At 72.2% G+C, this 23652-nt stretch carries 23 protein-coding genes and 1 tRNA gene; 15 read left to right on the top strand and 9 right to left on the bottom strand.

Translation table 11 applies throughout. From position 1 onward, the window contains the following. The first annotated feature begins 59 nt into the window (after positions 1–59). From ACZ7CH_RS21900 to ACZ7CH_RS21890, 3 genes are read left to right on the top strand one after another with little or no spacing between them, the layout of a single operon-like run. Positions 60–746, top strand: a complete 687-nt coding sequence (locus ACZ7CH_RS21900) for a zinc-binding dehydrogenase (protein WP_360392502.1) — start codon at positions 60–62, stop codon at positions 744–746. Next, on the top strand, positions 743–2881 hold the full coding sequence (locus ACZ7CH_RS21895) for a molybdopterin oxidoreductase family protein (protein ID WP_360392499.1): 2139 nt from the start codon (positions 743–745) through the stop codon (positions 2879–2881). The genes ACZ7CH_RS21900 and ACZ7CH_RS21895 overlap by 4 nt, the downstream gene beginning before the upstream one ends. A gap of 31 nt (positions 2882–2912) precedes the next feature. Next, entirely contained in the window at positions 2913–4694 is a 1782-nt protein-coding gene (locus ACZ7CH_RS21890; protein WP_470374706.1) for an AMP-dependent synthetase/ligase, read from the top strand. 184 nt (positions 4695–4878) lie between these two features. Here ACZ7CH_RS21890 and ACZ7CH_RS21885 read toward each other — a convergent pair whose 3' ends face one another. After that, positions 4879–5862: a LacI family DNA-binding transcriptional regulator gene (locus tag ACZ7CH_RS21885; protein ID WP_470374705.1), complete on the bottom strand. Its 984-nt coding sequence runs from the start codon at positions 5860–5862 to the stop codon at positions 4879–4881. A 90-nt stretch (positions 5863–5952) separates the two neighbouring features. After that, the gene (locus ACZ7CH_RS21880; RefSeq protein ID WP_458430941.1) at positions 5953–6507 is read right to left on the bottom strand and encodes a TetR/AcrR family transcriptional regulator; all 555 of its coding nucleotides are present in this window, start codon (positions 6505–6507) and stop codon (positions 5953–5955) included. A 103-nt stretch (positions 6508–6610) separates the two neighbouring features. Here ACZ7CH_RS21880 and ACZ7CH_RS21875 point away from each other — a divergent pair, with 103 nt between their 5' ends. Then, a complete protein-coding gene (locus tag ACZ7CH_RS21875; RefSeq protein WP_470374704.1) occupies positions 6611–7498 on the top strand; it encodes an alpha/beta hydrolase family protein in 888 nt (295 codons plus the stop codon). Between the two features lie 88 nt (positions 7499–7586). Here the strand turns inward: ACZ7CH_RS21875 and araD are convergent, their stop codons facing one another. From araD to ACZ7CH_RS21860, 3 genes are read right to left on the bottom strand one after another with little or no spacing between them, the layout of a single operon-like run. Next, complete coding sequence (gene araD / locus ACZ7CH_RS21870) at positions 7587–9308, bottom strand: L-arabinonate dehydratase (RefSeq protein WP_470370876.1); 1722 nt, start codon at positions 9306–9308, stop codon at positions 7587–7589. Continuing rightward, positions 9305–10210 (bottom strand): dihydrodipicolinate synthase family protein, encoded by a 906-nt coding sequence (locus ACZ7CH_RS21865; RefSeq protein ID WP_470374703.1) that lies wholly within the window; start codon positions 10208–10210, stop codon positions 9305–9307. The genes araD and ACZ7CH_RS21865 overlap by 4 nt, the downstream gene beginning before the upstream one ends. After that, entirely contained in the window at positions 10197–10844 is a 648-nt protein-coding gene (locus ACZ7CH_RS21860; RefSeq protein WP_470370878.1) for a GntR family transcriptional regulator, read from the bottom strand. The genes ACZ7CH_RS21865 and ACZ7CH_RS21860 overlap by 14 nt, the downstream gene beginning before the upstream one ends. A gap of 291 nt (positions 10845–11135) precedes the next feature. Here ACZ7CH_RS21860 and ACZ7CH_RS21855 point away from each other — a divergent pair, with 291 nt between their 5' ends. The 4 genes from ACZ7CH_RS21855 (at position 11136) to ACZ7CH_RS21840 (ending at position 13979) form a co-directional block, all read left to right on the top strand. Next, on the top strand, positions 11136–11519 hold the full coding sequence (locus ACZ7CH_RS21855) for a hypothetical protein (protein ID WP_470374702.1): 384 nt from the start codon (positions 11136–11138) through the stop codon (positions 11517–11519). Positions 11520–11633: 114 nt separating this feature from the next. Then, entirely contained in the window at positions 11634–12575 is a 942-nt protein-coding gene (locus ACZ7CH_RS21850) for a DUF1996 domain-containing protein (RefSeq protein ID WP_360392475.1), read from the top strand. Positions 12576–12717: 142 nt separating this feature from the next. Continuing rightward, complete coding sequence (locus ACZ7CH_RS21845; RefSeq protein WP_360392473.1) at positions 12718–13269, top strand: sigma-70 family RNA polymerase sigma factor; 552 nt, start codon at positions 12718–12720, stop codon at positions 13267–13269. Then, positions 13266–13979, top strand: a complete 714-nt coding sequence (locus ACZ7CH_RS21840) for an anti-sigma factor family protein (protein WP_360392470.1) — start codon at positions 13266–13268, stop codon at positions 13977–13979. The genes ACZ7CH_RS21845 and ACZ7CH_RS21840 overlap by 4 nt, the downstream gene beginning before the upstream one ends. Positions 13980–14028: 49 nt before the next feature. Here the strand turns inward: ACZ7CH_RS21840 and ACZ7CH_RS21835 are convergent, their stop codons facing one another. The 4 genes from ACZ7CH_RS21835 to speB all read right to left on the bottom strand — a co-directional run bounded on the left by ACZ7CH_RS21835 (position 14029) and on the right by speB (position 19130). Beyond that, positions 14029–14973 carry a zinc-binding dehydrogenase gene (locus ACZ7CH_RS21835; RefSeq protein WP_470374701.1) on the bottom strand — a complete coding sequence of 315 codons (945 nt, stop codon included), beginning with the start codon at positions 14971–14973 and terminating at the stop codon, positions 14029–14031. Positions 14974–15018: 45 nt separating this feature from the next. Next, positions 15019–16407, bottom strand: coding sequence for an aminobutyraldehyde dehydrogenase (locus tag ACZ7CH_RS21830; RefSeq protein ID WP_470374700.1), 1389 nt, complete (start codon positions 16405–16407; stop codon positions 15019–15021). Then, positions 16404–18011, bottom strand: coding sequence for a thiamine pyrophosphate-binding protein (locus ACZ7CH_RS21825; RefSeq protein WP_470374735.1), 1608 nt, complete (start codon positions 18009–18011; stop codon positions 16404–16406). Before ACZ7CH_RS21825 ends, ACZ7CH_RS21830 begins: the two co-directional genes overlap by 4 nt. Positions 18012–18191: 180 nt before the next feature. After that, positions 18192–19130: an agmatinase gene (speB, locus tag ACZ7CH_RS21820; protein ID WP_470374699.1), complete on the bottom strand. Its 939-nt coding sequence runs from the start codon at positions 19128–19130 to the stop codon at positions 18192–18194. A 169-nt stretch (positions 19131–19299) separates the two neighbouring features. Here speB and ACZ7CH_RS21815 point away from each other — a divergent pair, with 169 nt between their 5' ends. From ACZ7CH_RS21815 to ACZ7CH_RS21785, 7 genes are all read left to right on the top strand, one after another. Next, positions 19300–20649, top strand: a complete 1350-nt coding sequence (locus ACZ7CH_RS21815) for a PucR family transcriptional regulator (RefSeq protein ID WP_470374698.1) — start codon at positions 19300–19302, stop codon at positions 20647–20649. A 143-nt stretch (positions 20650–20792) separates the two neighbouring features. After that, a tRNA-Glu gene (locus tag ACZ7CH_RS21810) sits at positions 20793–20864 on the top strand. Between the two features lie 119 nt (positions 20865–20983). Beyond that, positions 20984–21661 carry an SAM-dependent methyltransferase gene (locus ACZ7CH_RS21805; RefSeq protein WP_360392455.1) on the top strand — a complete coding sequence of 226 codons (678 nt, stop codon included), beginning with the start codon at positions 20984–20986 and terminating at the stop codon, positions 21659–21661. A gap of 26 nt (positions 21662–21687) precedes the next feature. Then, a complete protein-coding gene (locus ACZ7CH_RS21800) occupies positions 21688–21816 on the top strand; it encodes a hypothetical protein (RefSeq protein ID WP_360392453.1) in 129 nt (42 codons plus the stop codon). Beyond that, on the top strand, positions 21813–22115 hold the full coding sequence (locus ACZ7CH_RS21795; RefSeq protein ID WP_470374697.1) for a hypothetical protein: 303 nt from the start codon (positions 21813–21815) through the stop codon (positions 22113–22115). Before ACZ7CH_RS21800 ends, ACZ7CH_RS21795 begins: the two co-directional genes overlap by 4 nt. 36 nt (positions 22116–22151) lie before the next feature. Beyond that, positions 22152–22814 carry a DUF4383 domain-containing protein gene (locus ACZ7CH_RS21790; RefSeq protein WP_470370884.1) on the top strand — a complete coding sequence of 221 codons (663 nt, stop codon included), beginning with the start codon at positions 22152–22154 and terminating at the stop codon, positions 22812–22814. A 107-nt stretch (positions 22815–22921) separates the two neighbouring features. Further along, positions 22922–23605: a M50 family metallopeptidase gene (locus ACZ7CH_RS21785; RefSeq protein ID WP_470374696.1), complete on the top strand. Its 684-nt coding sequence runs from the start codon at positions 22922–22924 to the stop codon at positions 23603–23605. Positions 23606–23652 lie beyond the last annotated feature (47 nt).

Below are 23652 nucleotides of genomic sequence, written 5' to 3'. Positions count from 1 at the left end.
CTTAGCTGTTGTGGAAGCCGCACTACAGCCCGGCGCCGCGCACCCCTGAGATGGGGTTCATGCGCACAGCGGCGGCGGTCGACGAGGTCCGGGTCGAGGACGGTGGCCGTCGGGTCGTCGTCATCGCCGGCCGGGTGCACCTGCCCGTCCCCGCCGGTGTCACCGATGACGAAGCACTGGTGCTGGCCAGAGCGGGCACGACGGCGTGGCACCTCCTCCGCACGTGCGCGCACCTCGGGCCGGACGAGACGATCGTCGTGCACGACGCGATGAGCGAGGTCGGTGCGATAGCCGTCCAACTCGCGCGCAGCTTCGGAGCGGGCCGTGTGATCGCCACGGAATCGAGCGAGGACCGTCGGCGAACGGCGGTGGCGCTCGGCGCGGACGTCGCCGTCGACTCCGGCCGGGACGGTCTGGCCGCGCGGCTCGTCCGGGCGAACGAGGACCAGCGGGTCGACGTCGTGCTCGACCCCGGCGGCGCGCTGGAGGCCTCCCTGGCCGCTCTGGCGCCGTTCGGGCGGGTCGTCTGCCACGGCCCCGACCAGGACGAGTCGGTGCACCTGACCGGGCTGCTCGGCGGTTCGCGCGCGGTCGTCGGCTTCCGCTTCGAGCACACCCTGCGCCGGCCCGACATGATTGCGGGGGCGGTCAGTGAGCTGTTCGGGTTGACCTCGGCAGGGCGCTTGCGCCCGGTGGCCGCCGATCGGTACGCGTTGGGGAAAAAAGCCGGACAAGGGGACGCATGAGCACCGTGTTCACGACCTGCCCGCTGTGCGAGGCGACGTGCGGGCTGGAGCTGACGGTCGACGGCGACCGCATCACGAAGGTGCGCGGTGACCGCGACGACGAGTTCAGCAGGGGCTTCATCTGCCCCAAGGGCGCTTCGCTGGGGGCGCTCGACGCCGACCCGGACCGCCTGCGGGCGCCGCTGGTCAAGCGGGACGGCGAGTTCGTCGAGGTCACGTGGGCCGAGGCGTTCGCGCACGTCGACGAGCGGCTGAAGGACTTCCCCGACCGCGACTCCGTGGCGATGTACCTGGGCAACCCCGTGGTGCACTCGCTCGCGGGCGGCCTGTACGCCGGACCGCTGCGCAAGGCGCTCGGCAGCCGCAACGTCTTCACCGCCAGCACCGTCGACCAGATGCCCAAGCAGGTCCAGTGCGGCCACATGTACGGCAGCGTCTTCTCGATCCCGGTGCCCGACATCGACCGCACCGACTTCATGCTCGTGCTGGGCGCGGACCCGTTCTCCTCCAACGGCAGCCTGTGGACGGTGCCGGACGTGCCGGGCCGGTTCCGCGAGCTGCAGCGGCGCGGCGGGTCGTTCGTCGTGGTCGACCCGCGCCGCAGCCGCACCGCTGCTGCCGCCGACCAGCACGTGGTGATCCGGCCGGGCACCGACGTGTTCCTGCTGCTGGCCCTCGTCCACGAGCTGTTCGCGCAGGACCTGGTCGACCTCAAGGACCTCGCGGAGCACGTCACCGACCACACCCGGGTCCGCGCGCTCGTCGCCGGCTTCGGCCCGGACGCCGTGGCGGAGCGCACCGGCGTGCCCGCGGCGACCATCCGCGCCCTGGCCCGGCAGCTCGCCGCTGCCGAGCGCGCCGCCGTCTACGGGCGCATCGGCACCACGACCGTCGAGTTCGGCACGGTCGCGTCGTGGGCGATCGACACGCTCAACGTCCTCACCGGCAACCTCGACCGGCCGGGCGGCGTGATGTGGCCGTTGCCCGCCCACACCCGGCGCGGCCCCGGACGGGGCAAGGGGTTCGGCGTCGGCCGCTGGCACAGCCGGGTCAAGGGCCACCCCGAGGTGATGGGGGAGTTCCCCGCCGTCACGATGGTCGACGAGATCGAGACGCCCGGCGAAGGCCAGGTGCGCGCGCTGTTCACGATCGGCGGCAACCCCGCGTTGTCGCTGCCGAACTCCGCACGCGTGAGCGACGCCCTCGCGTCGTTGGAGTTCATGGTCAGCGTCGACCCGTACCTCAACGAGACCACCCGGCACGCGGACGTCATCCTGCCCACGCCGCCGCCGTCCCGGCGCGCGCACTACGACCTCGCGTTCTTCAGCAACTCCGTGCGCAACGTCGTGAAGTACTCGCGCGCACCGATCCCGCTGGAGGAGGACCGCGTCGACGAGGCGGACATCTTCTTCCGGCTCGCGACCATCCTCAGCGGACTCGGCCCGGACGCCGACCTCGACGCGGTGGCCGCGGTCCAGCTCGCGGGGCTGAAGGAGAAGGCCGGCGCCGACTTCGAGCCAGAGGGGGAGACGCGCGAGGAACGCCTGCTGGACCTCAAGCTCCGCACCGGCGCGTACGGGGTGTCGTTGCGGCAGCTGCTGGAGAATCCGCACGGCATCGACCTCGGTCCGCTGACCCCGCGCCTGCCGGAGGTCCTGCGCACCGCGTCCGGCAAGGTCGAGCTCACCCCGCAGGCCGTCGTGGACGACCTGCCGCGCGTGCTCTCCGCGCTCACCGCGCCCGAGACCGACCTGGTCCTCGTGGGCCGCAGGCACCTGCGCACCAACAACTCCTGGATGCACAACGTGCCCGCGCTGGTGAAGGGCAAGCCGTTGTGCACGCTGCAGGTGAACCCCGCTGACGCCGAGCGGATCGGGCTGACCGACGGCGGCACCGCCCAGGTGACCTCCCGCGTCGGCAAGGTCGAGGTGCTCGTCGAGGTCACCGCCGACATCGCGCCCGGTGTCGTGTCGATGCCGCACGGCTGGGGCCACGACCAGCCCGGCACGCGGATGTCCGTGGCCCGCGAGCACGCCGGCGTGAACGTCAACCTCCTCACCGACGACCTCCGGATCGACCCGCTCTCCGGGACCGCCGTGCTCAACGGCACCCGCGTCCAGGTCGTTCCCGCCTGATCCCCCCACCCCGACGCGCGCAGGAGCCGCAATGACCGCAGGAGTCACCAGCCCGAACGCCCTGAAAGCCGTCCGCCGCACCGCCGACCTGCCGTTCCTCGCGGAGCAGGCGTACGGCGACGCGGTGGCGTGGCGGTACAAGGAGGACGGCCGGTGGCACCAGCGGACCTTCGCCGAGGTCGCGGAGCTGGTGCTGGAGCTCGCGTCCGGGTTCGTCCACGCGGGACTGTCCTCCGGGGACCGGGTGTGCGTGCTCGCCGGCACCCGGTACGAGTGGGTGGCGGTCGAGCTGGCCGTGCTGGCGGCGGGCGGCATCGTCGTGCCGATCTACCCGTCCAGCACGCCGGAGGAGATCGCCTGGGTGATCGGCGACTCCGGTGCGTCCGTCGTGGTCGCCGAGAACGAGGAGCAGTGCGCCAAGGTCGAGGCGGTGCGCGGTGAGCTGCCCGAGCTGCGCGCGGTGTTCACGATCGAGCCCGCCGGCGACCGGCCGACGGTGGCGCAGCTGGGCGACACCGGCCGCACCTCGCCGCTGGCCGCCGAGCTCGACTCCCGCCGCGCGGCGGTCCACCCGGACGACCCGAGCCTGATCATCTACACCTCCGGCACCACCGGCCCGCCCAAGGGGTGCGTGCTGACCAGCGGCAACTGGGTCGCCCTGTGCCTGCTGGCCGAGGAGACCCGGATCGACGCCATGCAGGGCACGGTCTACCTGTTCCTGCCGCTGGCGCACGTCTTCGCGCAGATCGTCATGTTCAGCACGATGTACCGCGGCGGCGAGCTCGCCTACTTCGGCGGCGACATGAAGGCGGTCATCCCCGAGCTCGCCGAGGTCAGGCCGACGTTCCTGCCGTCGGTGCCGCGGATCTTCGAGAAGATCTACACGTTCGTCACGTCGGCCGTCGAACCCGCGCAACTGTCCCAGGCGGTCGCGCTGGGCCTGGAGGTGCGGCGCCGCAGGGCCGCGGGCGAACCGGTGCCCGCCGAGATGGCGGCGGCGTTCGAGCAGGCCGACGCGCTGTTCGCGAACGTGCGCGCGGTGTTCGGCGGCCGGCTGGAGCAGGCGCTGTCCGGTGCCGCGCCGATCTCCACCGAGGTGCTGCGGTTCTTCCACGCGGCCGGGGTGCCGGTGCTGGAGGGCTACGGCATGACCGAGTCGACCGCGATCGGCACCATCAACACCTTGGAGCGCTTCAAGCTCGGCTCGGTCGGTGCCACCGGCATCGCGGGGCTGGAGATGCGGCTGGGGGAGGACGGCGAGCTGCTGATGCGCGGCCCGCACGTGTTCGCGGGCTACTGGCGCAACCCCGAGGCGACGGCGGAGACCATCGAGGACGGTTGGCTGCACACCGGCGACCTCGGCGAGATCGACGAGGACGGTTTCGTGACGATCACCGGGCGCAAGAAGGACATCATCATCACCGCGGGCGGCAAGAACATCGCGCCCGCCAACGTGGAGAACGCCCTGCGGCAGTCCCGGTGGATCTCGCACGCGGTGCTGTACGGCGACCGCAAACCGTACTGTGTGGCTCTGATCACACTGGACGCGGACGAGATCGGTCCGTGGGCGGCGTCGCGTGGACTTCCCGGCGACGTCGAGTCACTGGTGGCTCACCCGGACGTGCGCGCGCTCGTGCAGGAAGTCGTCGACGAAGCGAACTCGCACTTCGCCGGTGTTTCCCAGGTGAAGAAGTTCGTGCTGCTGGCAAGGGATCTGTCGCAGGAGGAAGGTGAGCTCACGCCCACGTTGAAGGTCAAGCGGTCCGTGGTGCACCGCCTTCACTCCCCGTTGTACGAAGGTCTCTACGCGTAACCCGTACGTACGAGAAATCCAAAAACAGGTACATCCACCCTGGCTTTCTTCCCGATCCCAGGGCAGAGTGGTGCACCAGCGGCGCACGGCCCCCTCCCCCCTCGGGCCCAGCCGCTCTCGCGGCCCCGGCTTTCAGCGCACTCCCCCCAGGCGCTGGCCGGGGCCGCCTTTTGCTTGCCGGGCCCTACTTCTTCGGCGGTGTGGTGGTCCCGCGCACGATCAGCTGCGTGCCGAGCACGACCTGCGGCACCTCGTCGTGGTCGGAGTCGAACCAGCCCAGCAGCAGGTTCACCGCGGTCCGCCCTGCCTGTGCGACGGGCATCGCGACGGTGGAGAGCGCGGGCGAGCACAGCGCCGCGTAGGTGAGGTCGTCGAACCCGGTCACCGACACCTCGCCCGGCACGGAGATCCCGCGGTCCCGCAACCGCGCCAGCACCCCGAGCGCCATGATGTCGTTGTAGGCGACCACCGCCGTCGTGTCCGCCGCCACCGCCAGGTCCGCCGCCTGCAACCCGCCCTCGTAGCGCGGCGCGAACGGGCCGAGGTCGACGAGCTCGATCCCGTGCCGTGCCACCGCTGTCAGCAGCCCGCGCCGGCGCTCCTGGTTGGACCACGACGTGCGCGGCCCGTTGAGGTAGGCGATCCGCCGGTGTCCCAACGCGACCAGGTGGTCGACGACCGCCTGCATCCCGCCCGCCGAGTCCATCAGCACCGACGGCACCCCGGGCAGCCGCCGGTTCAGCAGCACCAGCGACGTCGCCCCGGCCACCTCGTAGACCTGCGAGTCCTCCAGCCCCGGCGCGCACAGCACGACCCCGTCCACCTGCTTGGCCATCGCGTGCACCAGCCGCGCCTCGGCCACCGGGTCCTCGTCGCTGTCGGCCACGAACACCGCGTAGTCCGCCTGCAGAGCCCGCGCCTGCACCGCTTTCAGCACACCGGTGAAGAACGGGTTGTCGAGGTCCGGCACGACGATGCCGATGTTGCCCGTCTTGCCGGTGATCAACCCCCGTGCCGCGCGGTTGGGCTGGTACCCCAGCTCCGCGGCGGCGGCCAGCACCCGCGACCGGGTCTCCGGCCGCACCAGCTCGGGTGAGGTCAGCGCGCGCGACACGGTGGCGACCGACACGTGCGCCCTGCGTGCCACGTCGCGGATGGTGACTGCCACTGGTACCTCGCCCTCAGCTGCCGGTTGGGCCAATCATGACGGGTGCGCAGGGCGGTCGGCGTCAAGTCCCGGCGGGGGCGGTGCGGGGAGTCAGGTCCGGCGGAGCCCGTCCAGCAGCAGCGCGATCAGCCGCCGCGGGTCGTACCGCTCGTCGGCCTGCCCGATGCACAGGTTCCCGATGCCGCGCATCAGCTCGTACGGCTGGACGTCCCCGCGAACCTCCCCGGCGTCGGCCGCCGCGGTCAGCAGCGCGTGGCACACCGGCCCGAGCGTGTCCAGGAAGTAGGCGTGCAGCGAGGCGAACCCGCTGTCGTCGGACTGCAGCGCCTGCGCCAGGCCGTGCTTGGTCACCAGGAAGTCGACGAACAGGTCGACCCACCGTCGCAATGCGACGAACGCGGAGTCCGCGGCGGCCAGCAGTTCCGGGCCCGCCGCCGCGCACGACTCGACCTGGTGGCGGTAGACGGCCACGACGAGGTCGGCGCGGGTGGGGAAGTGGCGGTAGATCGTGCCCATGCCGACGCCGGCCTCGGCCGCGATCTCCCTGATCGGGGCGTCGACGCCGGAACGGACGAACACGGCCGCCGCGGCGGCGAGCAGGGTCTGCTCGTTGCGCACGGCGTCGGACCGCTTGCGTGGTGGCACGGCACTCCTCTCCGAGGCACGGTTGACAAAGCGGAACAGTGCTCCGTATCGTTCCGGAACGTCGCTCCGATTACGCGGCTGAAGCTTACTCGAAGGGAAACCCATGACCGTCCTCACGGTGAGCCCCGTCGTGCTCCAGATCCCCGGCAGGCCCGTCGACCTGCAGTTGAAGGTCTCCGCGCCGACCGAGGGCACCGCGCTGCCGATCATCCTGCTGTCGCACGGGCAGGGCTACTCGAACCACCTGTCCTCGCTGCACGGCTACGCGCCGCTGGCCGACCACTGGGCCGAGCAGGGCTTCGTCGTCCTGCAGCCGACGCACCTCAGCTCCCGCACCCTGGACCTGCCCGCGGACACGCCGGGGGCACCGCTGTTCTGGCGTTCCAGGGCCGAGGACCTGTCGCACCTGCTCGACCGGCTCGACGAGGTCGTCAAGGCCGTGCCGCAGCTGCAGGGTCGCCTCGACACCGGCCGCGTCGCCGTCGTCGGGCACTCCATGGGCGGCCACACCGCGAGCCTGCTGCTCGGCATGACCACCGAGGGCGTCAGCCTGAGGGACGAGCGGGTCAGGGCCGGCGTCCTGCTCGCCGCGACCGGCGGTGGTGACGCGCTGACCGACTTCGTCAAGGAGCACTACGGGTTCATGGCCACCACGGACTTCACGGGCATGACCACCCCCGCGCTCGTGGTGGCCGGGGACAACGACGGCTCCGAGCACCTCACCACCGCCGGTCCGTCGTGGCACGCCGACCCGTACCACCTGGCGCCCGGCCGCAAGGCGCTGCTCACGCTCGCCGGCGGCGAGCACGGTCTCGGTGGCGTCTCCGGCTACGACGTCGCCGAGACCACCGACGAGAACCCGCAGCGCCTGCAGGCGGTCCGCGAGCTCGCAGCCGCCTACCTGCGCACGGAGCTCTACGGCACGACCGACTGGCAGGACGCCCAGAACCGCCTCCCGGCCGCCCTCGGCACCATCGTCTCCAAGCCCTGACCCCCTGCCCGGAAGCGCTGTCGGTAGTGGAAAAGTGCCTGTTGATGTTGAGTTGGTGGTACTTGCGGATGCCGGCGGAGCAAGGGGGTCAGTGGGCGTTCGGGTCGGGGGTGGTGCCGGGGCGGGCCAGGAACTCGAAGTCGCAGCCCTCGTTCGCCTGCGTGATGTGCTCGTAGTAGAGAGCGCCGTACCCGCGTTCGAACGTCGGCGCCGGCGGGACCCAGGCGGCCCGCCGCCGGTCCAGCTCCTCGTCGGGGAGCTCGACGCGCAGCACCCGCGCCTCGACGTCCAGCGTCACGAGGTCGCCGTCGCGCACCAACGCCAGCGGCCCGCCGACGTGGGCCTCCGGTGCGACGTGCAGAACGCAGGCACCGTAGGAAGTTCCGCTCATCCGGGCGTCCGACACGCGGACCATGTCCCGGACACCCCGCCGCAGCAGCTTGTCCGGGATCGGCAGCATCCCGTACTCGGGCATGCCGGGCCCGCCCTTCGGGCCGGCTCCCGCGAGCACGATCACCGAGTCCTCCGCGACCTCCAGCGAGGGCGAGTCGATGCGCGCCCGCAGGTCCTCGTACCCGTGGAACACCACGGCGGGACCGGTGTGCTTGCACAGCGCGGGGTCCGCCGCCACGTACTTGATCACCGCACCGTCCGGCGCGAGGTTGCCGCGCAGCACCGCGAGCCCGCCCTCGGGTGAGATCGGGTCGTCGAGCGGCCGGATCACCGACGGGTCGTGCACCTCGGCACCGTCGAGGTCCTCGCCGAACGTGCGGCCGGTGACGGTGGTCCGGTCCAGGTGCAGGGTGTCCCTCAACCGCGACAGCAGTCCGCGCAGCCCACCGGCGTAGTGGAAGTCCTCCATGAGGTGCTCGCCGGCGGGCTGCACGGACGCGAGCACCGGCACCTCGCGCGACAGCCGGTCGAAGTCGGTCAGCGACAACGGGATCCCGGACCGCCCGGCCATCGCGATCAGGTGGATGCACGAGTTCGTCGACCCGCCGAGCGCCAGCACGGTGCGCACCGCGTCCTCGTAGGCCTCGCGCGACAGCACGTCGCCGATCGCCAGTCCTTCCCCGACCATCTCGACGACGCGCAGACCGGCGGCGGCCGCCATCCGGTGGTGCGCCGAGTCCACGGCCGGGATCGACGACGCACCGGGCAGCGTGAGGCCGAGCGCCTCCGCCGCCGCGGTCATCGTCGACGCCGTGCCCATCGTCATGCACGTGCCGGGGGAGCGGGCGAGCCCTGACTGGATCTCCGCCCAGTCGGCGTCCGTGATCGTCCCCGCGCGCTTCTCGTCCCAGAACCGCCACATGTCGGTGCCGGAGGCGAGCCGCTGCCCGCGCCAGTTCCCGCGCAGCATCGGCCCGGCCGGCACGAAGATCGCGGGCAGACCGGCGGAGGCCGCCCCCATCAGCAACGCCGGCGTGGTCTTGTCGCACCCGCCCATCAGCACCGCGCCGTCGACCGGGTAGGAGCGGAGGATCTCCTCCACCTCCATGGACAGCATGTTGCGGTACAGCATGGGCGTCGGTTTCTGGTACGTCTCCGACAGCGTGGACACCGGGAACTCCACCGGGTACCCGCCCGCCTGCCACACGCCGCGTTCGACCTGCTGCGCGCGCTCCCGCAGATGCATGTGGCACGGGTTGATGCCGCTCCACGTGTTCAGGATCGCGATGACCGGCTTGCCGAGGTGCTCCTGCGCGTTAAGCCCGAGCTGGCGCATCCGGGCGTTGTGCGAGAACGCCCGCAGCCCCTCGCCCTCGAACCACGCGGCGCTGCGCAACCTCCTCCCGGAAGGCGTCACAGCAGGCTCCACGAGCTCAGCACCACACCCACGGCCGACCGGCCTGCCTCGTCCAGCACGCTCGCGGGCGGGCGCACGTCCCGGCGGCACACACCCAGCTGCGCCAGCGCTTCCTTCACCACGGACACGTTGTTCGCCGACCCGTCCGCCGCCCGCAGCTCCTCGAACCCGCGCACGAACTCCCAGAGCTGCATCGCCGCACCGGGCTCACCGGCCTGCAGGCAGCGCAGCAGCTGCACGGCCAGCTGCGGGGACACGTTCGCGAGCCCCGAGGTGAAACCCGTTGCGCCGACGGCGAAGCAGGCCGGTGCGGACAGCTCCGCGAGCCCCGCCACCCAGGTCAGCCGGTCCAGGCCCGCGTCCCGCGCCACCGCGGCGAACCGCACCGGGTCCGGCACCGCGTACTTCACGCCCACCACGTTCGGGCACGCGTCCGCGAGCGCGGCGATCTGCTCGCCGCCGATCCGCGGGTCCCGCACGTACGGCACCACGCTCAGCTCGGGCACGGCGTCCGCGATCACCCGGTGGTAGCCGACCCACCCCTCCAGCGACAGGTACGGGTGCACCGGCTGGTGGACCATGACCCCGTTCGAGCCGTGCGCGTCGGCGAACCGGGCGGCCCGCACGGCGGTGTCCAGGTCGTGCCCGACACCGGCGAGCACCGAGGCCCGTCCGGCGGCGGTGTCGACGGTGACCCGCAGCACGCGTTCGGTCTCCGCCGGGGACAACGCGTAGAACTCGCCGGTGTTGCCGTTCGGCGTGACGACGGTGATCCCGCCGTCGACCACCCGGTCGACCACGGTCGCGCAGGCCTTCTCGTCCACGGCCCCCTCGGCGTCGAACGGCGTCACCGTGACCGCCACGACGGACGCGAGCTGTTCGGACAGGTCATCGAACGACATCGGCGAGCTCCTGGGTCACTCGGTCGGCGAACGTCTTCAGGTGGTCGCGCAGCAGCACGGCGGCGCGGCTGCTCTCACCGGCCACGGCGGCGGCGAGGACGGCGCGGTGCTCGGCGGCCTCGGCCTCCCAGGTCGGGCGGATGCCCCACCCGGCGACGGTGACGAGCGCCGCCTGGTCGTGCAGCCCGTCGAGGATCTGCACCATCAGCGGGTTGCCGCAGCCGGCGTAGAGGGCGCGGTGGAACCGCCGGTTGGCGAGGCTGCGGCGCGCGAGGTCGCCGGTGTCCTCCAGCGCGAGCCCGGCCTCCTCGAACGACGCCCCGAGCACCACCGCGCGGCGCAGCGCCTCGGGTTCCAGCTGCACCCGCACGTCGTACACCGCGGTGGCCAGCGCGGCGTCGACCGTGCGCACGGCGACGCCCTTGTACGGGCTCTGGACGACCAGCCCGGACCCGGCCAGGGTCTTCAGCGCCTCCCGCACCGGCGTCTTCGACACGCTCAGCCACGCGGCGAGATCTGTTTCCACGAGCGCCTGACCGGGCTTCAGGTTTCCGTTGAGAATTGCTTCTTTGATCGATTCCAGAACGAAGTCCGTGCGCGACGCGGGAGGTGCTCCCGGCCGGTCATATATCATATATGACACCGTATGGCCTGCTCAGCGGCTTGGTCAAGAACGCACATCCGGCCTGATCACCTCTCTGTGCCCACGGTGAACCAACTTCCTCCGCGACCCGTTCTGAAGGTGTCGGTCACCGCGAGAGCGCGGTACTGCGGAAGAGGAGAAGAAGTGCGGCGTTCCCGCGTTCCGTGCCCGTTGCCGAGGGATGAGCTACCACCGGAGGCCTCGCTCGACGGTCCACCGCCGAACGCGGACCACGTCCTGCAGCGCACGTTGGGCACGGTTCGCCAAGAGAGAGATCACGCCGTGCGGCGCCGAGGACGCATCACGGCACTGACGACGACCTTCGTGGTCACGGGTGTGCTGGCTGGGGGAGTGTGGCTGGGACACGGCTCCGAGGCCGCTGACGCGGTCCTGCGGGGCACCTCGTCCGAGGGGGCGCATCTGGCCGTGGCGGTCACCGACACCGAGGGCGGGCTGCGGCTCGTCGCGACGGTCGACGGCGTGCCGGACGGGAAGGCCTGCTGGCTGGTCGTGCACACGACGGACGGCCGGACGTTCACCGCCGGCTCCTGGCGTGCGGACGAGGGCGAGGTCACGCTGGCCGGGTCGGCGATGGTCCGCGCGGCGGACGTGTCCGGGGTGAGCGTGGTCGACCACGACCGGCAGCCGCTGATCACGGCGGGCTGACCTCGGCGTTCCTGACCGCACGGGCGGATCTCCCACGCCACCCGGCCGGTGTGGGAGACCCCGGGGCGGAACCCCGGTCTGTCGCCGCCGCACCGCACAGGGCAGGCTGGTGCCGTGGCACCGACCAGACCGACGACCGTCGTCGTCGCGGTGCTCGCGGTGATCGTCGTCGTGGCCGCCGGGGTCGTGCTCCTGGGCGGCACCTCGAACGGCACGCCCGGCGCCGACATGTTCGTGAGCGAGCTCGACCACGCGTGGACCGAGCCGGACACCCCCGGCGTGGTGATCCGCTGCGGCACCAACGAGAAGCGCCACCTCAACGCCGACAACCCGGTCGTGTCGCCCGGCATCCCGTTCGGCGCGCACCACACCCACGAGTACGTGGGCAACGAGTCGGCCGACGCGATGTCGACGAACGCCTCTCTCGCGCAGGCCTCGTCCACGTGCGAGGAGGACGACCGCTCCACCTACTACTGGCCGGTGCTGCGGCTCACCGACGGAACGGGTCACGACGCGCACGCCGACGGCGGTGGCCTGCACGGCAACACCGGCGAGGTGCTGCCCCCGGCGAGCGTGGAGGTCCGCTACGACGGCAGCCCGGTCAGCGACGTGCTGCCGATGCCGCGGTTCCTGCGCCTGATCACCGGTGACCCGACCGCGTTCACCACCGGCTACGGCCCGAACGCGCGGGCCAGGTGGGGCTGCGCCGACCAGCCGGACCGGTACACGACGAAGTACCCGCTGTGCGCGCCGGGCGTGCGGACCCTGCGCACCTACGACTTCCCGAGCTGCTGGGACGGCAACAACACCGACAGCGCCTCGCACCGCACGCACGTGGTGTTCGCGTCGGCCGGGGGCGCGTGCCCGCCCAAGACGTTCCCCGTTCCGCGCCTGCACGTCACCGTCGGCTACGAGATCCCCGCGGGCCGCCCGTTCGCGATCGACAGCTTCGCCGAGGAGCTGCGCGACCCGGCGACCGACCACGGCATGTTCATCAACGTCATGCCCGACGCGGCGATGCGGGAGCTGGCCGCGCACCTGAACCGGATGCGGTGAGCCGCGGCACCGCCACCGCTACCATCCGCCTCACTTTCGTCGGAACTCCGTTGAACCGAAGCCCGTGCCCGCTCGTGTGTCGGCTGAGGTCTTGGAACAGGACGCCCACACGAGGTGTTCGTGGGCGGGGAGGAGTGGGTGGATGGCGGCTTTGTTCTCCCGCAAACGGGAGACAGCGGCCGACGAGGCACTGATCCGGTCGCTCTACGAGGAGCACGGTCGGGCGCTGCTGGCGTACGCGACGCGGTTGACCGGCGACCGGGCGGCGGCCGAGGACGTGGTCCAGGAGACCCTCGTCCGCGCGTGGCGCCACCCCGACGCCCTCGTGAACGGCAAGGGATCGGTGCGCGGCTGGCTGTTGACCGTCGCGCGCAACATCGTCACCGACCGGGTGCGCGCGAAGGCGGCGCGCCCGCAGGAGGTGGCCGAGTCGCCGGCCACGCCCCCGGTCGAGCGCGACCACGCGGACCAGGTGGTCGACTCGGTGGTGGTGCTCGAAGCGCTCGACCGGTTGTCGTCCGACCACCGGGACGTGCTGATGGAGATCTACTTCCGCGGCCGCAGCGTCACGGAGGCGGCACAGGCCCTGGGGGTGCCACCGGGAACGGTGAAGTCCAGGTCGTATTACGCGTTGCGGGCCCTGAGGGAGACGTTCGGCGGTCAGCAGGTCGCACTGAAGGGGGTGGCCGGATGACCACGCAGCACGATCCGCAGCTGCTCGGTGCCTACGTCCTCGGAGCACTCGACGAGCAGGAGGTGCGCGAGGTGGAGCAGCACCTGGCGTCCTGCCCCGGCTGCACCCGTGAGCTGGAGGACCTCCGCGCCATGGAGGCCTTCCTCGGCGAGGTGCCACCGGAGGCGATGCTCGACGGCCCGCCGGAGGGCGGAGATCTGGTGTTGCAGCGCACCTTGCGCCAGGTGCGCTCGGAACGCGGTGGTGTCGCCCGCCGCCGTCAAATCACCCTGGGAGCCGCCGCCGCGGTGGTGGCCGCCCTGGTCCTGGGTGCCGGTGTCTTCGTCGGCAAGGCCACCTCGCCCGGCGGCGACGGCGGCATCGCCCAGCCGACCCAGAGCGTCGCCCCCGACCCGGCGGGCACGAAGCTCGCCACGGCCACCGACGCGGTGACCGGTGCGTCGATGACCGTGAAGGTCGTCCCGGCCACCGGCTGGGTGCGGACCAACTTCGCGATCGCGGGCATCCCCGAGGGCGAGAAGTGCCGCATCTTCGTGGTGGCCAAGGACGGCACCCGGCAGGAGGCGGGCTCCTGGCTCGTCTCGAAGAAGGGTGCGGCCGAGGGCACGAACCTCGACGGGTCCGCGCTGGTCGCGCCGAACGACGTCAAGTCCGTCGTCGTCGAGAACACCGCGGGCAAGAAGTTCGTCGAGGTGCCGGTCCAGGCCTGACGGAGCGCTGGTGCAGGGGCCGTTCCCGTTCGCGGGAACGGCCCCTGCTTCACGGCTTGAGCACCACTTTGCCCACGGTGGCACGGGACTCCAGCGCCTCGTGCGCCCGTGCCGCGTCCTTGAGCGCGAACGGCGGGTTGACCGAGGGCACGAACCGCCCGCTCGCCAGCCCGGCCATCGACTCGTCCTCCAGCGCCCGCAGCCCGCGCCGCAGCAGCCCCGGCCCCAGCGCGACCACCGCGGTCAGCGACTTCGGGTACAGGTTGTCGACGCTGGTGTCGGTGGCCGTTCCGGACGCCCAGCCGTAGATGATCGTGCGCCCGCCGACGCCGAGCGTCCTCAGCGCCGCCGTGCCGACCTCGCCGCCGACGCCGTCGAGCACGACGGTGATGTCCTTGAGCGCGTCGCCCCAGCCGGGCCGGGTGTAGTCGATGGCGGCGTCGGCGCCGTTGGCCATCACGTGGTCGAGCTTCGTGCCCGACGCGAGCCCGATCACCTGGGCGCCGATGGCGCGCGCCTCCTGCACGAACAACGTGCCCATGCCGCCCGCCGCGGACGTCACCAGGACCACGTCGTCCGCCGTCAGCCGGGCCACGTCCAGCACGCCGACCACCGTGCGGCCGGTGCCGATCATCGCGACGGCCGCCTCGAACGAGACGTCGTCGGGCACCGGGTGCAGCGCCTCCACCGCGGCGACGGCGAGCTCGGCGTACCCGCCACCGCCCATGCCGAGGTGGGTCACGACCCGGCGCCCGACCCAGTCGCTCGTCACCCCGGCACCGACCGCGGTGACGACGCCCGCGACCTCGCGCCCCGGGGTCGTCGGGAAGTCGACGGGCCCGAACGCGCCCTTGCGGATGATGGTGTCGACGAAGTGGACGCCGGCGGCGGCCACGGTGACGCGCACCTGACCGGGACCGGGCTCCGGGTCGGGCACCTCCTCGAAGCGCAGGTTCTCCGCCGGACCGAACTCGTGCTGCCGAATCGCGAACATGGCACGAACGCTAGGAGCTCCAGCTAAGTGGAGGTCAACAGCGCGTCAGTGCGCGATCATCACGTGCTTCACGCGCGTGTAGTCCTCCAGGCTGTGCACCGACAGGTCCTTGCCGTAACCGGAAGCCCCGAACCCGCCGTGCGGCATCTCCGACGCCACCAGTCCGTGCGTGTTCACCCACACGATGCCGAAGTCGAGCCGGGCGCTCACCGCGGTGGCACGGCCGACGTCCCGCGTCCACACGGACGACGCCAGTCCCTGCGGGACGCCGTTGGCCAGCGCCACGGCCTCGTCGTCGGAGGTGAACGGCTGCACGGTGATCACCGGCGCGAACGCCTCCTCCTGGACGAGCTCGTCGTCCTGGGACAGGCCGGACACCACCGTGGGCTCCAGGTGGAACCCGGCAGAGCCGTGCCGCTTCCCTCCACAGTGGACCGTCCCGGTGGTCCGGGAGAGCAGCCCGAGCACGCGGTCGAGCTGGGCCTGCGAGTTCAGCGGTCCGAAGTCCGTTCCGGGCACCTGTGCCGAGGCGGCCCGCACCAACGCCGTGACGAGCTCGTCGTGCACCGCGGTGTGCACCAGCACGCGGGACGCGGCGGTGCAGTCCTGCCCGGCGTTGTAGAACGCCGCTGCCACAACGCCTTCCGCCGTCGCGGTGACGTCCACGTCGTCGAAGACGAGCACCGGCGCGTTGCCGCCGAGCTCCAGGTGCAGGCGCTTCACCGTCGTGGCCGCGGACCGGGCCACCTCGACGCCGGCGCGGGTGGAGCCGGTCAGCGACACCATCGCCGGGACCGGGTGCTCGACCAGCAGCCGGCCGGTGTCGCGGTCGCCCAGGACGACGTTGAACACGCCCGGCGGCAGCACCCGTGCGGCCAGCGACGCGAGCAGCACCGTGGACGACGGGGTGGTGTCGGCGGGTTTGAGGACCACCGTGTTGCCCGCGGCCAGCGCCGGGGCGATCTTCCACACGGCCATCATCAGCGGGTAGTTCCACGGGGTGATCTGCGCGATCACCCCGACCGGCTCGCGGCGCTGGTAGGAGGTGTGGCCCGGCAGGTACTCGCCGGCCGCGGCGGTGCCCAGCGCACGGGCAGCGCCCGCGAAGAAGCGGAGCTGGTCGGCGCACTGGGGGACCTCCTCGTCCAGCAGCACCGAGCGGATCTTGCCGGTCTCGCGGACCTCGGCGTCGGCGAGGGCCTCCGCGTTCGCCTCGACCAGGTCGGCGAGTTCCAGCAGGGCCCGCTGGCGGTCCGCCGGGGTGGTGCGCGACCAGCCGGGGAACGCGGCGGCGGCAGCAGCGACGGCGGCGTCGACCTCGGCGGCGCGGGAGACGGCGGCGCGGCCGGTCTCCAGGCCCGTCGCGGGGTCGACGAGCGGCGAGGTGGCCGCGGCCGGGGCGGAGGTGCCGTTGACGAGGTTCGCGACGATCACGGGTGCTCCAGGTGCGTGGGGGCGAACATGCGCAGCACGGCGGGCAGGACCACCACGTGCGGGCCGCCGTCCGCGAAGGCCTTGGCGAGGTCCTCCCGCAGCGTCCCGGGGGTGCTGCGGGTGGCGGGCACGCCGAACGACGCGGCCAGCGCGACGAAGTCCGGGCGGGCCAGCTCGGTGCCGGTGGCCTGGCCGAAGGCGTCGGTCATGTACTCGCGCAGGATGCCGTAGCCGCCGTCGTCGACGATCAGCCACACCACGCGCGACCCGTGCTGGGCGGCGACCGCCAGCTCGGAGATGCCGTACATGGCACCGCCGTCGCCGGAGACCGCGAGCACCGGTCCGCCGCCCGCCGCTGCGACCCCGAGTGCGGCGGGGAAGCCGTAGCCGAGGCCGCCCGCGCCCTGGGCGGAGAGCTGCGCACCACCGCGCGGGTCCCAGGCCGACCAGGCCCAGTAGCCGAGGATCGTCATGTCCCAGCAGGTCGGGGTGCCGTCGGGCACGGCGGCGCGCACCGCGTGCAGCACCTCCAGCTCCAGGTCGAGGTCCTGACCGCGCAAGCGTTCGCGCACCCAGGACAGCAGCTCGGCGACGCGGCGCTCGGCAACGCCGTCGGCGGCCCTGGCCGTGACACCGGAGACCAACGCGCGCAGGGCGAGGCGTGCGTCGGCGTGGATGCCCAGCGCGGGGTAGTTCGCCTCCAGCTTGCCGAGGTCCGCCTCGACCTGGACCACCGTGCCGCGCGGCCGGAACGTGCGGTAGTTGCTGGACAGCTCGCCGAGGCCGGAGCCGGCCACCAGCAGCACGTCCGCGTCGGCCAGGAACTCCGTGGTGTGCCGGTCCTCCAGCCACGACTGCGCCGACAGCGGGTGCTCCCACGGGAAGTTGCCCTTGCCGCCGAACGTGCTGACGACCGGCGCGCGCAGCTTCTCGGCCAGCTCCACCAGCTCCGGCCCGGACGCTCCACCGCCGGCCAGGATCACCGGCCGTTCAGCACCGTCCAGCAACCGCACCGCTTCCGCGACCAGCTCCGGCCGCGGGGGCAGCGCGCGCGGCGACCACGACACCGACGTCACCGGCGGAACCCCGGCCGGTCCGAGCAGCACGTCCTGCGGGATCTCCAGCCACACGGGCCCGTGCGGTGCCGTCAGCGCGATCTCCCACGCTTCGGTCAACGCCGACGGGATCTGCGACGCACGCCGGACAACGCGCGCGTGCTTCACGATGTGGCGGAACGACGCCAGCTGGTCCGTCAGCTCGTGCAGGTACCCGCCGCGCACGCCACCAAGGCCCGCCAACGGGATCTGCGACGAGATGCCCAGCACGGGCGCCGATGCGGCCGCTGACTCCTGCAGTCCGGCCAACGTCTGCAGGGCACCCGGCCCGGTCGACACGAGCAACGGCGTCACGGACCTCGTGATCCGCGCGTGGCCGTCGGCGGCGAACGCGGCGTTGACCTCGGTCCGGCTGCCGACGTACCGCAGCTTCGAGCGCCGCACCGCGTCGAACAGGCCGAGGGCGTGCTGGCCGGGGATGCCGAAGACGGTGCTCGCGCCCAGAGCCTCCAACGTCTCGACGACGACATCACCGCCGTTGCGGGACACGGTCACGCGCTCTCCTTCAACGACATCAGCGACACCAGGTCGTAAGCCACCGTGTGCACTGTCTGCCACAGACGTGATGGTCGCGTGGTGATCACGTGCTCTCCTTCAAGGACATCAGCGACACCAGGTCGTAGGCCACCGTGTGCACTGTCTGCCACAGACGCGATGGTCGCGTGGTGATCACGCGCTCTCCTTCAAGGACATCAGCGCCACCAGGTCGTAAGCCACGTGCGAGGCTGCCACAGACGTGATGTCCGCGTGGTCGTAGGCCGGGGCGATCTCGACCACGTCCGCGCCGACCAGGTTCAGCCCCCGCAGCCCGCGCAGGACCTCCAGCAGCTCCCGCGACGTCATCCCGCCGGCCTCGGGCGTCCCGGTGCCGGGGGCGTGCGCCGGGTCCAGCACGTCGATGTCGATCGACACGTACACGGGTCGTGCCCCGATGCGGTGCCGCAGCGCGTCGACCGTCTCGTCGACACCGCGCCGCAGGACGTCCGACGACGTGATGATGCCGAACCCGAGCCGCCGGTCGTCCTCCAGGTCCTTCTTGCCGTACAACGGCCCGCGCGTGCCGACGTGGGAGATCGCCTCCGTGTCGAGGACCCCTTCCTCGACCGCGCGGCGGAACGGCGTCCCGTGCGTGTAGGGCTCGCCGAAGTACGTGTCCCAGGTGTCGAGGTGCGCGTCGAAGTGCAGCAGCGCAACGGGTCCGTGGATGCGTGACACCGCCCGCAGCAACGGCAGCGCGATCGTGTGGTCACCGCCGATGGTCACCAGCCTGGTGCCCTCGGCCTGCAACGCCGATGCCGCGCCCTCGATCGTCTCGATCGCCGCGCCGATGTGGAACGGGTTCACCGCGATGTCCCCGCCGTCCGCGACCTGCACGCGTTCGAACGGCGACACGTCCAGGCCGGGGTGGTAGGGCCGCAGCAGCCGGGACGCCTCCCGCACCGCCGCCGGGGCGAACCGCGCGCCCGGCCGGTAGGAGACACCGGTGTCGAACGGGACCCCGACCACCGCGACGTCCGCGTGCGCCACCTGGTCCAGGCGCGGCAGCCGGGCGAAGGTCGCCGGGCCCGCGTACCGGGGGACCTGCGAGGAGTCGACGGGGCCGATCATGGCTTCACCAGTTCCTTCCCTGTTGCGCGTCCTGCCACCCACCGGAGATCCCGAGCACGTGAGCGGCGATCACCGCGTGGTCGAGAGCCACTGCCGGACCTCCTCGGGGTGCAACAGTAGGAACGCGGGCTGGCGCCGGTAAGCGGTTGCTCTGCACAATCCCGGGCTTGTGGTTGTGCAAACCGTCCCGTTGCGGGCGCTCGTGGCGCGTGCCGAGCTCGGGCTGACCGTCCTGTGCGGATCGTCCGGGCTGGACCGGCCGGTCCGCTGGGCGCACGTGTCCGAGCTGGCCGACCCGGCGCCGTACCTGGTCGGCGAGGAGCTGCTGCTCACCGCCGGGGTGCGGTTCCCGGGCGACGTGCCCGCCTACGTGGCCGGGCTGGTGTCCTCCGGTGTCACCGCGATCGGGTTCGGCGTCGAACCGGAGTTCCCGGCGGTGCCGCCGTCGCTGGTGCGAGCGTGCGCGGACCAGGGGATGCCGCTGCTGGCCGTGCCGCCGTCGACGCCGTTCCTGGCCGTGTCGCGGGCGCTGGGCGCGTTGCTCGCGGAGATCGCCGTGCGGGAGCAGCGGATGCTGGCCGAGGGCCAGCGCGCGCTCACCCGTGCCGCGACCCGCGTGCGGCCGGTGGAGTCGGTGCTGGCCGTGCTCGCCACCGTGCTGGGGTGCCGCGCCGAGCTGGTGGACCCCGCGACCGCACCGGACGACGTGGCGTCCCTCGTGGACCGGGTCGCGTCGGGCACCGGCCCCCGTTCGGCCTCCACCAGGGTGGGTGACGACCACGTGACGCTCGACCCGGTCGAGGCCGCGGTGCTCGTGGTGCGCAGACCGGTGGCGCTCTCGCCGGCCGAACGGGCCGTCGTCGCCGTCGCGCTCGCGTTGCTGGGGCTGCTGCGCCGCGACGTCGAGGGGGAGCGCGGGCGGATCGCGCGCCTCGCGGCGGCGGCCCTGCTGCGCGAGGAGGCCACCGGCGTGGAGGACGTGCTGGGGCCTGGCCCGCACCGGGTGGTGGCGGGGCGGTCGCGGGAGGACCACGACGTGCTGGCCCGGCGGTACGGGCCGCTGGTGTCGAAGCTCGGGGACGGGTTCCTCGCGCTGGTGCCGGCCGGGTTCGCGGTGTCCGGTCCGGTCGGCGTCTCCTCGCCGGTGCCCGCCGGCGTGCCGTCCGCCGCGGCCTTCGGTGCCGCCGCGGCCGAGGCCTCGGGGCTGCTGGCACGCGCATTGGCGACCGGTTCCCCCGCCCTGCCCGCGTCCGATCTGACGTCCCTGCTGGACCCGGCGGTGGCGGCCGCGTTCGCCCGCAGGGAGCTGGCGGCGCTGCTCGGAAGGCCGGAGCTGGTCGAGACGCTGAGGGCCTGGCTGGGCCGGCACGGCAGCTGGGACCGCACCGCCGAGGTGCTCGGCGTGCACCGCAACAGCGTCCGGCACCGCATCGCCCACGTCGAACGGCTGCTCGGCCGCGACCTCGGGTCAGCCGACGCGCGGGCCGCGCTGTGGCTCGCGCTGACGTGGCTCGATTAATTCCTTTGCGGCGCCGTCAGGTGGTCGGTCATGATTGTTGCATGATCCGAGCAGATGAATGGACCGGAGCTCCGGCCAAGCTGTGAGCAGCTGAAACGCCTTCTACGAATTACCTTCGAGCATTTCTTTTAATGCTCGTCCTCGGCGTGTTCGTCCAGTGGTCAGGACGTCGGACTCTCAATCCGGAAACACGGGTTCGATTCCCGTGCGCGCTACGTGGCCCGGTCTCCGTGGGGTGGACCGGGCCCGCCGTCAACCGGGTGAATGTCAGACGGACCCAAAGAATCTTCGAAAACTTCGCCCGAATGGTCTAGGCGCCAGTTACGCTCTGCGAATGGCTGCGGTCCCCGCCTTCGCGCGTTACGAGGTCGACGTACGTCGGCCGAACGCCGCGCGGATCCACGACTACTACCTGGGTGGCGCGCACAACTACGCCGCCGACCGCGCGTTCGCCAAGCAGGCGGTCCGGATCGACCCGGAGCTGCCGCTCGTCACCAGGGCCCACCGGCTCTTCCTGCGCCACGCCGTCCGGCACTGCTGGGAGTCCGGCGTCCGCCAGTTCCTCGACCTGGGCTCCGGCATCCCGACGTGCGGCGCGACGCACCAGACGCTGCCCGACGCCCGCGTGGTCTACGTCGACTCCGACCAGGTGACCGCCACGTTCGCCCGCGGCCTGCTGCGCGGCGAGCCGCGGGCGTGCGCGATCCAGGCCGACCTGCGCCGGCCGGAGCAGGTGCTGCGGCACCCCGGCGTGCTGTCCCACCTGGACCTGCGCGAGCCCTACGCCGTGCTGATGGTGGACGTCCTGCGCTACGTCGACGACGCCACCGGCCCCGGCCGGGTCGTCCGCCGCTACCGGCACGCGCTGCCCGCGGGCGGCTTCCTCGTCGTCTCCCACCCGCAGCCGGTCGAGGCGCTGCTGGACGGGCTGGAGGTCGAGGCGCCGTGCGTGGTCCCCGGCGCGTACGCGGGCATCGGGCGCAAGCCGCAGGCGGTGCCCGGCCGTATCTGACGACCCGTGCTGTCCTCTTTGAGTACGTGCGAGTCGGCATCGACGTTGACGACGCGGCGATCGACGGGCAGGACGCGCTGCTCGCCGCGCGCACCGGAGCCGTTGCACCTCAGCCGCGTCACGCGGGGCCCACCACCGAGGAGACCGCCGCATGAACCCGACCGATCCTCCCGCCGGCACCGAGCTGTGGGCCGTCCTGCACGTCGACGAGTTCCAGTTCCGGCTCGTCAAACCGTGGAACCTCGACACCCTCGCCGCCGCGCTGCGCAACGCCGCCGCACGCGGTTCGCAGGTCGAGGTCCGCGTCCACACCGACCTCGACGCCGAGGCGACCGTGCTGGTCAACCCCGCGCGTGCGCGCGTCGTGCACGTCGCCAAGCGCAACGTCGTGGTGCCGCGCAACGGGGTGCCCGGCGTGGCCGCGCACGGTTTGGCCGAGGTGATGGCGGGGTAGTTCTCCGGCGACCAAGTACGGAGCCTGGAGGGCGTCATGACCCACCGCGTCACTGTCAAGGTCGCCGGTCTGCAACCGGTGCAGGTGCTGGCGGCGCTCGCCGGCATCGCGTTCATCGTGTTCGGCGTCGTGGGCTTCACCCGCACGGGGATCGGCGACTGGACCGCGCACTCGTTCGTGCTCGGGTTCTCCGTGAACGCGCTGCACAACCTGGTGCACGTGGTCGTCGGCGTGCTCGGCCTGGTGATGGCACTCGGTTCCGGCCTCGCCCGGCTGTACGGGTGGCTGCTCTTCCTCGGTTACGGCGCCCTGTTCGTGTGGGGCCTGATGATCACCGGGATCGTCGCGCAGAACCCCGTGTCCGCGGCCGGCAACCCGTTGGCGCTCAACACGAACGACAACTGGCTGCACCTCGGCCTCGCCCTGTTCGGCCTGCTGCTCGCGGTCATGCCCGCCCGCCGCAAGCTGATCGAGGAGGAGCCCGAGCTGCCGGAGCCGCGCGAGGCGCACGACAACCGCCACGACCACGTCCCCGGCACGGTTGCGCACGACCACCTCGGCGACGACCGCCGGATCGAGCCCGTCGACCCGGCCGTCAGCCCGCGCACGCAGGAGCCCATCACGAAGGAGCAGGCCGTGGTGGACCCGAAGACCGACCGCGTGGACCGCGACAAGATCTCCGACCGGATCAAGCACTAGCCACAACTCCCATCCGGGCGGACGGACTCCCACACGCACTGTCCGGAGCCGACGCGCCGTGAGCAGCCCACATGCGGCTCTCACGGCGCGTCTGTTTCGATGTCGCGATGCTCTCGGACGAACTGCTCACGCACGAGGTCCTGATCACGTGGGGCACCGCGCTGGCCGCGTTCCTGGCCGTGGCCCCGTCCGCGGTCTGGCGCCTCACCCGCAACGTCATCACCATCGCCCACGAAGGCGGCCACGCACTGGTCGCGGTGCTCACCGGCCGCAGCCTCAGCGGCATCAAGCTGCACTCCGACACCAGCGGCCTCACCGTCTCCCGCGGCAAACCCCGCGGCCCCGGCATGGTCTTCACCGCACTGGCCGGCTACACCGCCCCATCACTGCTCGGGTTCGGCGCGGCCCTGCTCATCACCAACGACCAGATCCGCCTGATGCTCTGGATCACCATCGCGTTCCTCGCGGCGATGCTCATCATGATCCGCAACGTCTTCGGCGTGCTGTCCGTCGTGGTCACCGGCGGCGCGTTCTTCTTCATCTCCTTCTACGCCCCACCCGAGGTGCGCGACACCGCCGCGTACGTGTTCGCGTGGTTCCTGCTGCTCGGCGGGGTGCGCCCGGTGTGGGAGCTGCAGGTCAAGCGCTGGCGGCGGCAGGCTCCGCGTTCCGACGCGGACGTGCTGGCGTGGCTGACCGGCGTGCCGGCGCTCGGGTGGGTGACGGTGTTCGGGGCGGTGAGCCTGGCGGCGCTGGTCGGGGGCGGGGCGCTGCTGCTCGGGCGGTGGTGACGCGCGGGCAGCCGGAAGCCTCGGTGCCCTTCTCGTTTGCGGCGGGT

The organism is Lentzea sp. NPDC037011 (assembly GCF_055607425.1).
The sequence above is the reverse complement of the archived record's forward strand: the minus strand, read 5'-3'. Positions and strand labels throughout refer to the sequence as shown.